Genomic DNA, 15,571 nt, shown 5'->3' on the forward strand with positions numbered 1-15,571 from the left:
ATATGAGTAAATCATTCTTTGAATACATTGGCATAGCGGATGTTGAAAGAGTTCACACGCAATTTTTATCCTGGATTATTTCAAAAGACTGCAAAGCAGTCGATGCAACAGAAAAGGCTTCCCTGCTTTCTGGCCTTTTTGGAGCTGATGGATCAGAAATTACCCGAATTTATACCGAAAGGAAAGGGATAGACCTTGTAGTGGAAACCACGACTGCGGTGCTTATAGTGGAGAATAAACTGAAATCAAGTCAGCATTCAAACCAACTGGGCAGATATAAGCTGACGGCTCAAGAGCTATACCCGGATGTTAAGAAACGTTACTACTTTTTGACTTTAATAGGAGAGCCTTGTACAGATAGTGAATGGCAAAAGCTCACGTATAAAAAGCTCTATGAGTGCCTAATATCACTGAAGTTAAAGCACGATAGTAATAATACAATTATTCTGGAAGAATACCTAAGCTATCTGAGGAAGTTGGTAGATGTTGTTGATGACTTTAAAACGAATACGAAGTCGTACGATATGGTTTTCCTGGATGGCAAGAAAAAGAAGGAAGACAAAATTGATTTTGAATACAAAACGGATGGGGAGAAATTCATAGCTGCTAACCAGCTTGAAACCATACTTCAAAAGTCCTATTTGTGTTCCGTGGCAGAAATTATGGAGGAATGTGATGTGCTTGTTACTGATACACGAGGTGATGCACTGATTAATTTCACATTAGCAGAGGCAATTAAAGTGGATGGAAAGGATTTTAGAACAATTATTCAATTACAGAATGATAACATAAAGTTTGCCTTTACTACAGCTGATCGTCACTACGGTAACTCTAAAAAGAATTGGATACAGAAGGTAATTCCGTTCATGGAAAATATTGCAAGAAGTAACGATTTTGGCTACACTAAAGTCAACAAGCCAAAGGAGAAGGCGTATGTCAGCCTTTCGAAGAAAGTAAAGAATTACTGGCACCAAACTCCCTATGAACTTGCTGCGTATCTTCGTGAAGAAATAGAGAAGGGGAGAGAACTGACTACTCTGTTAACCAAGGAAATAGATGGTATTAAGATTAGCAAATAGATAAAATGCCATTTCAACCTGAAAAGATCACACGGGAGCACGTTCTGGAAGCTCTCGCTAAAATTGATAAAGAAAACAAGCCCCTAAAAGGCTCTACCATATACGACCTACATTTTGAGGGAAAGACCTATCCGCCTAAGGAGGTGATGAGAGACGCGCATCAGATTGCAGTCGGCGAAAGGCTCTGGAAGCGGAGTGGCGGTCCACCTACCAACGACTTTCTCATCAAACTTGGTTTTACTATCGTCACAAAAAGCGAACAACCTGATCCTTTTCCTGGTCTCATTCGCGATTATAAAGCATTGATTTCAAAGCAGGGTTTGAGTGATGAGCTATATAAGTGGGAGTTGCTGGAGGAATTTAAAGGAATGCCGAACCCGGAAGCGGCCGATTTTGCCGTCGAAGTGAAATCGGTGGATTTTGCCAATCTGATCTATGGGCCGGGCCTAGGAGTAATGCAGCAGTTGGCAAAGACTTTTCCTGTGGAATATAGGGAGTGTTATTTTTTGCTCTTTGATGAACAGAGAGAGTTACAGGAAAGGGTTGAGCTCTTTACGAAACAGGCGGGCATACTTTACAGAAAGGTCGAGGCGGACGAAAAGAAGCAAGCACATCATGATGAAAGGACTATTGCGACTATATTGACCTATCATGATCCGGGCACTTACACGCTTTATAAGGATTCTTTTTATCAGACGCTATGCAAGGTATTGGGAATAAAGGCTGCAGATGCAGGAAAGAAATATGTTCATTACCTGACCCTCGTTAATCGATTTATTGACGAATACATTAAAGACGATCAGGAACTACTTGATCTGGTAGCTAAGTACAAAAGCGCTAACGCTTTTTCTGACACCAGCTTTAAGATATTAGCACAGGACATTCTATATCGAATGTTGGAGATCAACGGGCGCACATTTAGGGCGCTGGTTGATGAGTTAGCACAATCGCTGGAAGACGATCAGTTTTTACCCAGGTTTAAAGTGGTGAAAGAGGTTTCGGGTAAGGAAGGAAAGGGAAGGGAGTGGGTATGGATTTCCGATTCATCAGGCTTAATTGGTAATGTAACTGCTCATTACGAGATGGAAATTCCGGCAAACAAGCGGGACAAGATTCGCGTCTCCCTGCATTTTGAAGATGAGCGTAATAATAAGAAGTTTATTTCCGAGATCGGTAAAGAATTGCCAGACGGTTTGAGATGGTTTTCCTGGTTCAAAGCAGATAGCATCCGCTTCAAAAATGATCTTAATTTTTACACTGAAAAAGCCGTTGAACAGATCATTGAATGCCTGAAGTATCTGGATACCCAGCTTGGAGACAAAATTAGATTTATAGTCCAACAACCTCTCTCTAAAGAAAGAAAAATGAAAACTGATGCCTCTCTCTCAAAGTTTCCCTTAAATCAAATCCTTTACGGTCCCCCAGGAACCGGAAAAACATATCATACTATTAGTAAAGCCTTAGAAATTCTTGGAGAAGGCATTCAACGACCAAGAAAAGAGCTTAAAGAAGTCTTTGACCAGCATGTGAGAGATCAACGAATTGTTTTCACCACATTTCATCAGAGCCTGAATTACGAGGACTTCGTAGAAGGAATAAAGCCAGTAGAAAACGATGATCCTTCACAGCCAATTCAATATGAAACTAAGGCAGGAATCTTCAAAAATATATGTAATACAGCAAGGGGCTTACAAGAAATAAAACGGCAACCGGAAGATCTTTTTAACCAGGCCAAGTTTTTCAAGATGTCGCTAGGGGGCTTACAAAATCCGCATATTCACGATTGGTGCATAAAGAATAACTGTATAGGTTTAGGTTGGGGTGGGGAAAAGAATTACGAAGCCTTTAAGAGTATCAGGATCTGGGACGAGTTCAGAGACAAATTTGTTCAAGAATTTCCGGACCTGGTTTCTCAAAGCCGTTTTCATATTGTCGCAATGTTCACTTTCTTCAAAATGAAAGTAGGGGATATTGTTGTAATTACAAGAGGCAACCATATAATAGACGCAATTGGGAAAGTGACCGGTGAATACTTTTGGGACGATAGTAATGACTTTGAGTATTACCAATTTAGAAAAGTAGAGTGGCTGGTAAAAGACTTGAACCAGGATCCTTCTATTTTCTTCAAAAAGAAAATAAGTCAGCAAAGTATCTACCCTTTCTTTGAGGATGATGTAAAAAGGGAAACCTTTAAAACCCTCTTCAAAAAGGAGTCAGAAGGAGAAGAAGCAGGTCAAAAACCTTACGTGTTAATTATCGATGAAATCAACCGGGGGAATGTTTCAAAAGTTTTTGGAGAGTTGATCACTCTTCTGGAGAAGGACAAACGCCTGGGTAATGAGGAGGCCGTAACCTTAACGCTTCCTTATAGCAGGGAATCGTTTGGAGTGCCATCAAATTTGTTCATTATTGGTACTATGAATACCGCCGACAGGAGTGTTGAAGCTTTAGACACGGCACTTCGAAGACGGTTTAGTTTTGAAGAGATGCAGCCTGAGGCAGAATTGTTGTCGCCTGGACATACTTTATGGCGGTTTCTTTGGAAGTATGAGAATTACAAATGGGAGGACGAGGATTATAAGAAAAAAGAGTTGAGGGTGTTTGAGCTGCTTGGAGTAAGTGAAGAATTCAAGAATGATAGACATAAGATTTGGGAGGCTTTCACGCAAAACGGAGATCAGGAAAGTCAAATCAACCTGGTGAAAGAATATGCTTATACAAATGTTAATCTTCAGAAGGTTCTTAATACCATTAATAACAGACTAGAGGTTTTAAAAGACCGGGACCACCAGATCGGCCACGCCTATTTTATTCATGTATATAGCCTAAGGGAATTGATGGATGTTTTTCGCGATTGTATTGTACCCCTGCTGCAGGAGTACTTCTTTGGAGACTATTATAAAATTCAGTTGGTGCTGGGTCCTGGTTTTATTAAAAGTTCTCAGGTTAAAATATCATTTGCAATAGATGAGGAGGAAGAATATGATGACAAGCGGATTTACAGCATCAATAAGGATGCATTAAACAACGTGGAAAAGTTCGATGAGGCCTTGAAAAGTATGAAAATTCAGTAATGGCTGCAATACTTCGTTTCTTTGAATATGATCGGATAAAGTTTAATAAGAAGCATTCAAGTGCTTCAGGATCGGAGGCTCTTGAATTTACCACCTCTCAGATCAATGCTCTTCGTGCTTTTCATACTTCAAGCGAAGGGAAATATTATGATCTGATAGACAACGGCATCCAATTCAAAGAACAGGTCGGAGTACTTCAAATTAACCAACTCACAATTGAGGTGCTTCCGAAGATTGATCGAAGCGAGTCTGATAAAGCTCAGTGGCACGACCTCCTGTTGAATATGCTGAAAGAGTGTAAGTTCATCCAGCCGGAGTCGACTGGTTACGCATCACTTAAACTACGGTCGAACTCTATACTGGATTTCTATTTTGAAAAATACCTAAATGAGCTGGAGCAATTGCTAAACAGAGGGTTAATTAAACGGTACCGGAGCGAAGAGGGAAATCAAAACTCCCTGAAGGGTAAATTACTTTTCAACGAACACATCCGGCACAATCTGGTGCACGCCGAGAGATTTTACGTTGAGTACGGGGTGTACGACAGTCAACATTTGTTACACCAGGTACTCCGGCAAGCTTTGGAAGTTGTTTGCCGGATGAAGGAGCGATCGCATATGGGGGAGCGTTTATCGCTAATTTCCTCTTTATGGCCGGACGGCAAGACGGTGAAAATAAGTGAGGATATGTTCAAACGATTTTCGCAAAGCCGCAAGCTTCAACCCTATCAGGAAGCTTTACAAATTGCTAAATTACTGCTCCTGAATTATCACCCTGATCTGAGGGGCGGAAAGGAATCTGTGCTGGCTGTGATGTTCAACATGAATGAGCTATGGGAGGAATTTATCCACCAAAGGCTAAAGTCATGCGAGAAGGTCTTTGGCTGGAGGGTAAGGGCGCAAAGAAGGTTGCGCTACTGGCAGGGAGATAATGGTGGTAAATTGTTGATTCCGGATATTGTTATTGAATGTGCCGCCGGAGGCAATATCATCATTGATACAAAATGGAAGCGACCAGACAGGAAAAAACCAAATGACGATGATTTAAGACAGCTGCTTGCGTATAAGTTATACTACGAGGGGCATATGGCTTATTTACTCTATCCATCAGCTGATGAGAAAGGTAGTGTTATTAATGGTGAATACAATAAGACGCCCTTTGAAATGCCCCATTCTGAAAAGGTAGTCGGTTTGCATGGCGGACTCCTTTTCTTAAATGTTTTGGAAGGGAAGGGTTTAATAAGCAAAAAGGAATTCAAGACCCGACTAGAAGAATTACTCCCTAAATCCTCTGTATTTTCAACCATAACATCCCCGAATACATGAGAAAGAAATCTATTGAATTGATTTCGTTTTCGAACGGATTATCAAATTCAAGACGTCTTACTTTGGTAAGTGAAATCATAAATAAAACGAAGGCTGACGTGGTCTTGTTCAGTGGACATACAATTGGTTTTGTCAACAATATTGAGGATTTGAAGGAATCTGTTAGAAACCGACGGGTAGAGGCGTTTTTTGAGCTCGAAGACATTAACTCAGCCAAGGTTAACAATTGCATGTACAGGCTTTCGAAAGGAAAGGTGATAAGTATGTATACCAATCAATTATTCTCCACCTCTAGAGAGATCGAAGGAAATTACCAGCTCGCGGATCGGCTACTATACGAACTTGAGCATAATAGATGCGTGGAGATTGATGGTTTACATTTTCTCGTTTTACAATGCGGGGAAATTAACATCTTGAAGAATTATCAATCCGATCGAAATAGAGTAGAGTTCCGTTTGGCAGATAATAAAGATCTCAAAAGAAGGTTTGACAGGTTGTTGAAGAGAGTGAACGTGATATTAAATCCTATTCATTCTCCGATGGGGAATCAATGTAAGATGGCGAAAAGAAGATTTTTTTTATCATCTAAAAACCGATATTATTTCTCGACTAGCAATACTGCTCCTGATTCCCGGAATTTGAAAGCTAAGGCTTTGCAATACGCCTTATTTAACGGTAAGGATTTGAATGAAGTTGATTGTACTATTGAGCAGGACCGGGTATCGAGGCTTTATGAAATTGTATATTAGGGAGCTTTTTCGTGAATTTTCTTAGCCACTCTGATAACACAACCGAAGCTTAATACGGATAGCTGAAGAGTGCACAATTTAAACTAGAATACTATATACTATCACAATCAGGTATTGGTTAATGAAAGGTAGAGAGCAAATCAATTATAAATTTATATTTGCAATCAACGAAGAATTCGAGTTTGTCGACGAGACAAGTGATCGAATACCTGTAGCCTTGGTATCTCCTTGAATATATACTTATTACTTAAACTTTTTCAACAAACAACATATAATTACGATGACGATTTCGAATGACACAGATCGGAGATGGCAGCTATTATGTAATGCCGCACGGCAGCTGCCACATGAAGACCGTGAATTATTGCCTGGCGTCAAATGGGGCGATTGCGCGCAATTTTATACGCCGGCTTTTTGGAAAGTGCAGTATATGGCACATATGCAGCGGCATGAACCCAGAAAAATTTATAAACTTGGTAAAAATATACTAGAAGAGATCGTCGTCTGTTTGCTCGGCGGGTTTGGAATGCCGTCGGAAGTTGGCCTGGCCGCATTTGAGCGACTGAAGGCTCGTCAATTGATCAGGCCTAAAGTCAGTAAGCTGGAATTACACCAAGCTTTGGTTCAGCCATTTGAACTGGCGGATGGGAGAATAATCACTTACCGCTTTTATAACCAGAAAAGCAATTACATCTTTAGATTACTAGATAGGAACGACTTAGATGATATTCCGGTTGATAACGATTTAGTATTACGTAAATGGTTACTTTCTGTTGATGGTATTGGCTTGAAAACTGCTTCTTGGATAACCCGGAATTGGTTGGACAGTGATAAGGTGGCTGTATTAGACATACATATTTTAAGAGCCGGACTGCTTGCTGGCTTTTATCAGAAAGAATGTGATCTAACTAAATATTATTTGGACTTAGAACGGCAATATCTCTCATTTTGCGATGCCTTGGAAGTTTCTTCAGCAATTATGGACGCAATAATTTGGGATTTTATGAAAAAAACTAATAGATTAGCCTTAAGTGTACTAAAGAACTTAGACTAAGCCAATTATAAATGTCAGGAAACGGAAATAACGAATCGGATTCATCTTCAACCCCGTGGAGTAATATTAACGATATTAATTGCAGTGCGTTTAGCGGACGCGGAACTATCATGTCTCCCAGTGCAGCGGTTTTGGCAACCTTAGCGGTCGGCGATATATTAAACATCAATCTGCGAACAGCTGCGGCGGTACAAGCATGGACCCAAGCTAGGCAGTTGGTAGGAACCGTATTTTTTACGAATGATGTCTCTTTGCCATTAATCCATTGTCTCAACGAACAGTTTACTTATCAGGCGAGAATTACCTCTCTGGTAGGTGGCTCTTGTGAACTTTTGATTTACAGCGTATGATCATTGTTGGTGGCACTTATGATGAACACTGCTTCCAACCCCGCTGGGATAAAAAATTTGGCTCAGGTTTACGCGCCTGCTGGGCTATGGCAAAGCTTAGGCCTCAGCAAAAGATCGAATTTCATACTTTCGGTAATGAAGCAACCATGCAGTATCTTGATCAGGTTGCCGAAAGTATCAGCCTTATTTGTCAGGTAACACCCATTCCCCAGAATATACAGTTCCGGTACGATTATCCATTGGCGGATCCAGTGGTTCTGCCGCGTCCGGATACGTTAAACAATCATAAAAACGTATTGGAGGCCAGCGGTCATGTCATTTTATATTATGGGATGATTGAAGGTAATGGCAAAGTTACAGGTAATAAAGTGGTCTACGATCCGCAATCCCCTTCAAATCCAGTAGCTTTTCATGCTACCGGTTCAACTGCCGAGCGACTAGCAATTGTGGTGAATCTTACCGAAGCCAAGAAGATCAGCGGTGTTCGCAATAACGACATTCAAGCAATCCAGCAATTTTTCTTCGAAAAGGAAAATGCAGAGATCCTGGTACTGAAAATGGGTGCGAAAGGTGCCTGTATAAGAACCCGAAAAGGTATCGAATCGTTTATTCCAGTTTATCAAACACAGTCAGTATGGCCCATCGGTTCAGGTGATGTATTCGCAGCTTCTTTTGCGCACTATTGGGATGAAACAGATGATCCGGTTTTCGCTGCCAGGCAGGCATCTTGGGATACGGCTCTTTATTGCAACACACGTAGTTTTAATTTTGTACCTTTTGAAAGTATTCCTGAACTCAAGCCATTTCTTATTAAAGATTATCCTCAAGCTCAACTTTATTTGGCCGGACCATTCTTTACCTTTTCTGAGCGATGGTTGATTAACGAGATCTATCACTGCCTTCACTCAATGAATATTCGAGTGTTTTCCCCTTGGCATGACGTCGGCCTGGGCGAAGCATCCAAAGTTGTACCCATGGACATCAAAGGATTAAATGAGTCCAAAGTGATTTTCGCCGTTCTGGATGGACTCGACTCAGGAACATTATTCGAAATTGGATTTGGCGTAGCAAAGGAATGTACGGTCATTGGCTACGTCGAGAATGAGACTTCTGAAAGCATCAAGATGCTGGAAGGCACGGAATGTCACATCGAGAAGGATTTAACCACCGCATTATATAAATGCCTTTGGGCGCTCGCTAAGGTCAATGGCTGAAGGTATTCTATTATCGGGTGGTCTTGATTCAGTTTCGCTTGCTTACTGGAAACGGCCAGCTCTTGCGATTTCGATAAACTATGGACAGGCCGCAGCAAAAAAGGAATTGGAAGTTAGCGGAATCATCGCCCGGGAATTGGGTATGACACATGAGGTCATACAATCGACTGTAGCAGTTTGGGTAGCGGTGATTTAATTAATAGCAATCCTATTGAGGGTTCGCCTTCTTCAGAGTGGTGGCCCTATAGAAATCAACTACTTGTTACCCTGGCTTGTATGAGAGGTATCAGTTTAGGCATTAATAAACTAATGGTCGGATCTGTGAAGACAGATGGATTTCACAAAGATGGCACGGCGGGCTTCTACGAGCGGATTAATGAACTAATGAGCTATCAGGAAGGCCATGTTCGGATAACTGCACCCGCAATCGAGTTGTCTTCTGTGGAACTTATTAAAACCTCAGGCATCCCAAACTCATTGCTGCACTGGGCACATTCCTGTCATACCGGTGACATCGCCTGCGGCGAGTGCCGAGGCTGTCGTAAATATCAATATACGCTAAGAACTTTATATGATAAACAGTGAAAAACCCGACCGTAAGACAAAAAGAAGATCCAATTCGTGATTTTGAGTATAGGCTGGGTGAGCGAATAAAACTGTTTCGGCCTATAGAAGTATTGACTGCTTCATTTGGTGAAGTCATTTCGAACAGAAGGTCCGTCCGAAAGTTTCAAACAATTTCCCTGCAACAATTAAGCGAGGTGCTCTGGTACACAGCGAAAGTCAAAAGCTTTCAAATGCATGAAAGCGGTTATCTTCTTACTCATCGCGGTGCACCATCTGCAGGAGCACGACATCCTGTAGATGTTATCGTTTTCAATCCCGAAATTTTCAAAAATGAAGATTTCTATTACTATAACCCATTCGATCATTCACTTAATCAAATTGTTAACGTTGATAAAGATATTCAACCATTTCTCGTCCATATTAATAAAATCGTTGCAATTGGCCCTGGTACATTACTTTGGTTTGTTGCTCATTCAAGAAGAAATGCAAGTAAATACGAGAATTCGGAATCGCTGATTTGGAGAGATGCGGGCGCACTGATCAATAGCATTCAACTCACTTCTGCTGCTTTAAATCTGAGAAGTTGTCCAATTGGCAGTTTAGGTGAGCCCTACATCTCAGAATTTTTTGCCGATCCGGATGTATTTGGTTCTGGCGGACTAATTATCGGTTGAAAAGTATTTTCGAATGCGATACAAGGTTTCGCTAATGAATCGGTCAAATGTCAGATTTAATAGTGCTCGATCATACCCCCTTCTTAAAATATTCGGTTTAAGATCTTGCTTAGGGCTTGTGGTTCACGAAGGTTGCCGAATAAAGAATAAGCATTATAACCCTGGCGGTTTTTATATTTGATGATTTCCAGGTCTCGCATCCGATATTCCAATATGGTACGGCTTACTTCAAACTTATAAGCCAGCAGCGTAATCACTTTTTTGAAATCCAAAATATTCTGTTCCTGATAGTCCAGGAACATGGTACCCTTGTTACGGATACCATGTTCGATTTGCCAGCAAATTAACTGAGCTAACAGCGAACGTCGAGGCATAATTAACGCAGCTCCAAATTGATTAGCCTGCCATTCTAACCAGTGTTTTTCGTTTTTTAGTGCATATTTTCGTGTCTCCTTATTGTACGTCGAATCTGCCTGGGCATCATAAAGTTGTTGTGACAGCACTAAATTCTCATGAAGAAAGAAATGGCCGATTTCATGTGCGCAGACAAAAGCAAATTGTCCGGTATCTCTCAGCGACTGATCAATATAAATACATTTGGCTTCACGGTCATAATAGCCATTCAAGTGGCGTTTATTTTCTGGTAACGGTTCATCAACGATAAATCTTAAACCATATTTTTCAGTCAGGTAAACCATGAAACGCTCCAATGGTAACGGATTACCATGATATAAAATTGAACCATCAAATTCATTGATAATATTTTGGGTCATATCCTCAATCAAACTTTTTGACAGATATTCCAATCCGGCAATTTCTTTACCAGGCTGCTCCCAATAAACACGCGCGTTTAACTGACTGGTCAAATGATGTTCAATTAGCCTATCCCAGTCATCACTACCTAATTCTTCTCGTTGCAGCAAATCGCGTATCTCTGCCAATCTGGTAGCCTGATCAGTCCATGATACCACTGGAGCTGTATCAGTAAGAAGTGATTTGCCACGTTTTTTGTTGTGAAGAACAATGTTTGCTTTATCACCCCTGTCAATTTGGATAAACATAAACCTGCGGTTTTTCAGAATATTTAATCCGGCTTTCTGCATGCGTCCGGTGGTTACAAACACGCCTTTTACATACTCACCGGCGACCTGCCGGATCTTCGATACAAACTCTTCGACATCATTGACCGGTACATCACCACTATAATCTTTACATTCGACCAAATACAGCAAGTGACACCGTTCCGCTCCTTTAGGCCAAACTTCTATACTCTGATCAAAGATAATATCACCCTCCCGATCACTGGAATAATACCTTGGTTTTCTCAACACCCGGCATGTTTCCGGCATTAGACCGAAATTACCTTCGGCAATGGATTTTTGGATAATATCATAAGCCCTTTGCTCAAATAGTTCACCTTTTAATGTCGTATTCATTTACCGAAATTTGTACAAGTAAAAATAAGGATATGAATGATGTTATATAAAGGTATTCTTTTCAACAATGAACTTAATAAGTGGAAAAAAAAAGAATGGTAATATTTTTAATATTTCCATTTATTTTTCCCCCAACTATTGCGTTTCAACTAAGTTTCAGTCCTGTTCAAATGCGATTTTCGTGATATTCTCCAGCGTTGAGAGTTGCTTCCCGTATGGGGTATGATTTGGGGTACTTGGAGTTATATGGCTGTTAATTAGGACGCTCATGCGCCCCTAATTAACTTTAAATTGGGCCACAACAGAAGATGATGAATTTCCTTTTGAGTCTTCTCTATTACCAATCAATGTCACTTTATAATCTAATCATCAAACGGAAATTTACGTTTAATAGTTTTGCCTTTAAGAAAATAAATCCTTACAATTACACAAGAAATTATCTAAGTTTTTTATGAAAAAAATCAATTCGCTACTTATTCTTATTTTAATGTTAATTTTTTCTTACGTGACAGTTAAATCTCAAGAGGTAGGAAAATGTGATACTATTAAAACATCAGGTCGAATTCTCGATGAGGTAGGAGATCCCTTGCCGGGCGTTTCGATAAAAAGTTACTCAGACTCTTTTATCGGTACCACAACAAATATGAATGGGGAATTCTCATTAAGAACTTGTAAAGATGACGTTCTTTTAGTTTCTTTCTTAGGGTACAATTCAGGAGAAATACGAGCCTCTAATAAATTCCAGGAATATCAATTCACGTCGGCTGGACTGCAGGCCTTTCTGCCGGGATCAGCATCTTCTTCTTCTCTATATAGTTATTGGTCGGGTGCAAAAGTTGGTTATAACATAAATGTTGAGAATGGAGGTACTGGCGAAATTGTTGGTGGATCATCTGTGATTATAAATAAGTTCACAAAAAAATATTTCAATGCAAGGTGGGATATCGTCGGTAACATAGGAAACTTTGCCTCCACTGATGTTTCTAACGACGAGACACAACAAAAACTCGTTAAACTAGCTCAAGAGGAAACAGGACTGAGTATTGGCCTTGGAGGTACTTGGGAAAAGCCACTGGGCGAAGATGATGAATTTACATTAAGGCCATTTTTTAACACATCGTATAAATTAAATACCTTCAAAGTAGCTAATAAAAATGCGGACAACACCTTGTCAGGTGATACATCAAATGTTGCTTTGAACCAATGGCATAATTCGTTAGGAGTGGAACTTGAGGGCTTCGATTTACTAGGCGGCGGAAAGGTCCACCTTGGATTTGGAGTTGGAATTGATCTATTCAGCAAGGATAGATACAATACTATTTTTAATAAAAGGCGAGGGTCGTTTACATCTCTCGCAGCATCACTGATATTACCACTTTCAGACAGATTTGGCTTTCTTGTCGACGGCAACTACTCCAAAAGATTTCATCCTGTTTATACGTTCGGAATAGTAATTCGCAATCTCGAAGAAAAGAAAAAAGAATAGTGGGTAAGACCCGAAATCAAGTCACCATTTCCACACCAGCACAGCGGCATCTATTGCATGATTTGATGTCGATCTGGTGTAACCTGTCAGCTTCTGGAAGTACTCTTTAGAAACCTTTGTTTTACCCCTTCCAGGAGCTGGCATATCAAAATGAATCCATTCTCACCCAAAAAGCTTTCCCTCATTTTGCATTCCCTTTTGATCGAACCGGCACCCCTGCTGCTTTGCTTGAGCGTTGGGACCGAACCAATTTCTCTTACGAGCATCCTCTACCACATGAATGCAGCTTGAAGTGTGAGACTGCTTAACGAATCTCAAATGCCTGGTGAATGGGAACCGTCTTTATCAGCACCAGACTCTTAGTCTTTTTGCAGTAAATGGCAAGCACGGTATTTGTTCCCGGGTCAATGCCAATTATAAAGTCGTGTTTAACAATTACGTTTGGACTCATGATGTTTGGAAAAAAATCTTTCATAAAAAAGTAACTCTTCTTTTTTGGGAAGTATTTATGGATGATGGGAAAATACTTCATCGAGAAATTCCGGTTCTGGGAACTGGCATCTCAACAAACATCCAAAAAAAGTGAGTTAGAAAAATGCTCTCAATACCTTGAGAGACTCAAGTATCTAATAGATTTTAAACCTAAGAAGTAACATGGACATATTTGTCAAATATAAGAAAGTCAATAACTAGGAATACGACTTCTCCTTCTTAGTTACACCCCAGTAGCAAGGATAGGCGCCATCGCCATTTAACGGCCCATGTCTTAGGAGAAGACTACTACCATAATAAGCATTGTTGTTGTTATTGCAGGTGTGGGAATGTGTGTAAACTCGGAGAGCTTTCCACATTTCCAGTCCTTTCTCTTTTTTTGCTACTTTTTTTCTCTTTAAAAATCATTGTTGATAACAGCCTAAGCTCCATTGTACAGATCGGCAGGAAGACGATGGCCCAGACTCTGGTGGTGTCGTTTATGGTTATAAAAACTAAACCACTTCTTTACCCCCTGGTAAAGCTTTAAGCCGCCTGCTTCCGGATTCAGATAGATATATTCCTGCTTCAAACTTCTCCAAAGCCGCTCTACAAAAATATCATCTGTCGCTCTGCTTTTACCGTCCATGCTGGTCTGAATAGTGTTGCTTTTAAGAAGCAATGTATACTCATCACTGGTAAACTGACTGCCCTGATTGCTATTGTGTATGTCCGATGATGTCGTCGTATCAAAGCTTTGTGCCATTGATGAGGATTTTGAACTCCTTCGCCCGGTTCAGGTACAGAAACCAGCCGAACTCACTGGCCAGGTAATCGGTGAATTCCTTGGTAAAGAGCAAGTCTCCGGTTAAGCCGAAGAAATCAGTAAAACTAACAACGGTTCCAGTTTTTTTTTCTTGGAGATGATGGTGTCAAAGGTTTCAAAGCTTGCAGCTCGCCTTTGTTTATTGTAATGCTGTATTGAAGGTATTTGCCATCTAGGGCGGCGTAAGTCGTTGTCCATTTACAAGCATTAGCGAAAGTGCTGAATGCGTAGCGACCTTTACCCTTCTTGCCTTTAACAAAGCTGTTTTTGTTGGAGTACAATAGTTTCTGGGAATCCAGGAAGTGACCGAACGTATCGCCAATGGTTTCAATGTTGATACCGCTGCCATTATCACTGATGGAAAAAGAGGAGATGTAGCCGATCTCGTTGCTTTCGAAGTTGAGAAGCACTTCTGTAGCCCCAGCATCGAAGCCATTCCAGATATATTCTGCTAAAGCTTTTTTGAAATCGTTTGGTAAGCCCCTCTGTTCTACACTTTTATTGGTAATCTGCGCAATATGTTTATCCATCTCAAATGTTTTCTGCTAATATAATTAGTAGGGTAGTGCTTCGCAAATCGAGTTATCAACGTTGATTTACGGGATTTATTTGTGTCCTACCTAACCATCATTGGATAGTAATTTAGTACTTTACAGGATATTGGTTGACTATGGAGGAGATATAGACCCTGTATATACCAAGGATTTAGTATTCACATATTCGAAAGATTCTTTAATTACAGAATTTAAAGTAATGGAATGGAAAAGGTAGTCTTGTGCGAGTATGGTACTGAAATAATAAAGTAGATATCCTTAAACTTTGGCTTTATATGAGTATGAGAGCGCATCATTTTTTTAAATACTAGTTTGATAAAATAACAATAAACATCGTGGAATTAATTCAAGGAGCACTTCCTTCCAGGAGCCGAAGTCGTTTGAGAGGTACTTAGCTAAGTTTTTTTTAAGTTTATAACAGCTCAACAGTATCAAAGCAATTGATATATCCTTTATCGAAACACGTAAATGTTTCAAAGCAAAGGTGATTTGATTTTCTACAGAACGTTTAGAAATGCCCAATTTGGCAGCTATCTCATCATTGCTTAGCATTTGTTTTCTGCTCATAAAAAAGATTTCCCTGCATCTTTTGGGTAAATTTTCCAGGTAAGCGTCCAACTGAGTCTCAAGATCAATACTCGCCAAACGATCGTACCCGGAATTCTCAACAGATCTCATTGAAATTACTTCCAGGTTTTCTTTATATTCAATG

The 15,571-nt window shown here is 40.2% G+C and carries 15 protein-coding genes; 10 read left to right on the forward strand and 5 right to left on the reverse strand.

Annotated elements, in window-relative coordinates; all coding sequences use genetic code 11:
• Nucleotides 1-2: 2 nt before the first annotated feature.
• From J3P37_RS06310 to J3P37_RS06350, 9 genes are all read left to right on the forward strand, one after another.
• A complete protein-coding gene (locus J3P37_RS06310; protein ID WP_256010216.1) occupies nt 3-1,079 on the forward strand; it encodes a PD-(D/E)XK nuclease family protein in 1,077 nt (358 codons plus the stop codon).
• A gap of 5 nt (nt 1,080-1,084) precedes the next feature.
• Nucleotides 1,085-4,153: a DUF8426 domain-containing protein gene (locus J3P37_RS06315; protein ID WP_256010217.1), complete on the forward strand. Its 3,069-nt coding sequence runs from the start codon at nt 1,085-1,087 to the stop codon at nt 4,151-4,153.
• The gene (locus tag J3P37_RS06320) at nt 4,153-5,478 is read left to right on the forward strand and encodes an McrC family protein (RefSeq protein WP_256010218.1); all 1,326 of its coding nucleotides are present in this window, start codon (nt 4,153-4,155) and stop codon (nt 5,476-5,478) included. The genes J3P37_RS06315 and J3P37_RS06320 overlap by 1 nt, the downstream gene beginning before the upstream one ends.
• Complete coding sequence (locus tag J3P37_RS06325) at nt 5,475-6,227, forward strand: hypothetical protein (protein WP_256010219.1); 753 nt, start codon at nt 5,475-5,477, stop codon at nt 6,225-6,227. The genes J3P37_RS06320 and J3P37_RS06325 overlap by 4 nt, the downstream gene beginning before the upstream one ends.
• A 280-nt stretch (nt 6,228-6,507) precedes the next feature.
• Nucleotides 6,508-7,281, forward strand: coding sequence for an 8-oxoguanine DNA glycosylase (locus tag J3P37_RS06330; protein WP_256010220.1), 774 nt, complete (start codon nt 6,508-6,510; stop codon nt 7,279-7,281).
• A 346-nt stretch (nt 7,282-7,627) separates the two neighbouring features.
• Nucleotides 7,628-8,845 (forward strand): PfkB family carbohydrate kinase, encoded by a 1,218-nt coding sequence (locus tag J3P37_RS06335; protein WP_256010221.1) that lies wholly within the window; start codon nt 7,628-7,630, stop codon nt 8,843-8,845.
• Nucleotides 8,838-9,041, forward strand: coding sequence for a 7-cyano-7-deazaguanine synthase (locus J3P37_RS06340; protein ID WP_256010222.1), 204 nt, complete (start codon nt 8,838-8,840; stop codon nt 9,039-9,041). Before J3P37_RS06335 ends, J3P37_RS06340 begins: the two co-directional genes overlap by 8 nt.
• Complete coding sequence (locus tag J3P37_RS06345; RefSeq protein ID WP_369414054.1) at nt 9,023-9,430, forward strand: 7-cyano-7-deazaguanine synthase; 408 nt, start codon at nt 9,023-9,025, stop codon at nt 9,428-9,430. Before J3P37_RS06340 ends, J3P37_RS06345 begins: the two co-directional genes overlap by 19 nt.
• On the forward strand, nt 9,427-10,086 hold the full coding sequence (locus J3P37_RS06350; RefSeq protein WP_256010225.1) for a SagB/ThcOx family dehydrogenase: 660 nt from the start codon (nt 9,427-9,429) through the stop codon (nt 10,084-10,086). Before J3P37_RS06345 ends, J3P37_RS06350 begins: the two co-directional genes overlap by 4 nt.
• Nucleotides 10,087-10,169: 83 nt before the next feature.
• On the opposite strand, the gene J3P37_RS06355 is transcribed toward J3P37_RS06350, so the two are convergent.
• The gene (locus J3P37_RS06355) at nt 10,170-11,522 is read right to left on the reverse strand and encodes an ImmA/IrrE family metallo-endopeptidase (protein WP_256010226.1); all 1,353 of its coding nucleotides are present in this window, start codon (nt 11,520-11,522) and stop codon (nt 10,170-10,172) included.
• A gap of 505 nt (nt 11,523-12,027) precedes the next feature.
• On the opposite strand from J3P37_RS06355, the gene J3P37_RS06360 reads away from it, so the two are divergent.
• Nucleotides 12,028-13,008, forward strand: coding sequence for a carboxypeptidase-like regulatory domain-containing protein (locus J3P37_RS06360; RefSeq protein WP_256010228.1), 981 nt, complete (start codon nt 12,028-12,030; stop codon nt 13,006-13,008).
• Nucleotides 13,009-13,312: 304 nt separating this feature from the next.
• On the opposite strand, the gene J3P37_RS06365 is transcribed toward J3P37_RS06360, so the two are convergent.
• The 4 genes from J3P37_RS06365 to J3P37_RS23065 form a co-directional block, all read right to left on the reverse strand.
• Nucleotides 13,313-13,483, reverse strand: a complete 171-nt coding sequence (locus tag J3P37_RS06365; RefSeq protein ID WP_256010230.1) for a hypothetical protein — start codon at nt 13,481-13,483, stop codon at nt 13,313-13,315.
• Nucleotides 13,484-13,921: 438 nt separating this feature from the next.
• Complete coding sequence (locus J3P37_RS06370) at nt 13,922-14,245, reverse strand: integrase core domain-containing protein (RefSeq protein ID WP_256010231.1); 324 nt, start codon at nt 14,243-14,245, stop codon at nt 13,922-13,924.
• Nucleotides 14,246-14,370: 125 nt separating this feature from the next.
• Nucleotides 14,371-14,835 (reverse strand): ATP-binding protein, encoded by a 465-nt coding sequence (locus tag J3P37_RS06375; protein WP_256010232.1) that lies wholly within the window; start codon nt 14,833-14,835, stop codon nt 14,371-14,373.
• Nucleotides 14,836-15,159: 324 nt separating this feature from the next.
• Nucleotides 15,160-15,537, reverse strand: coding sequence for a sigma factor-like helix-turn-helix DNA-binding protein (locus J3P37_RS23065; protein ID WP_369414055.1), 378 nt, complete (start codon nt 15,535-15,537; stop codon nt 15,160-15,162).
• Between the last annotated feature and the right edge of the window lie 34 nt (nt 15,538-15,571).

The organism is Desertivirga xinjiangensis, from assembly GCF_024436435.1.
In the GTDB taxonomy this organism is placed as follows: domain Bacteria; phylum Bacteroidota; class Bacteroidia; order Sphingobacteriales; family Sphingobacteriaceae; genus Desertivirga; species Desertivirga xinjiangensis.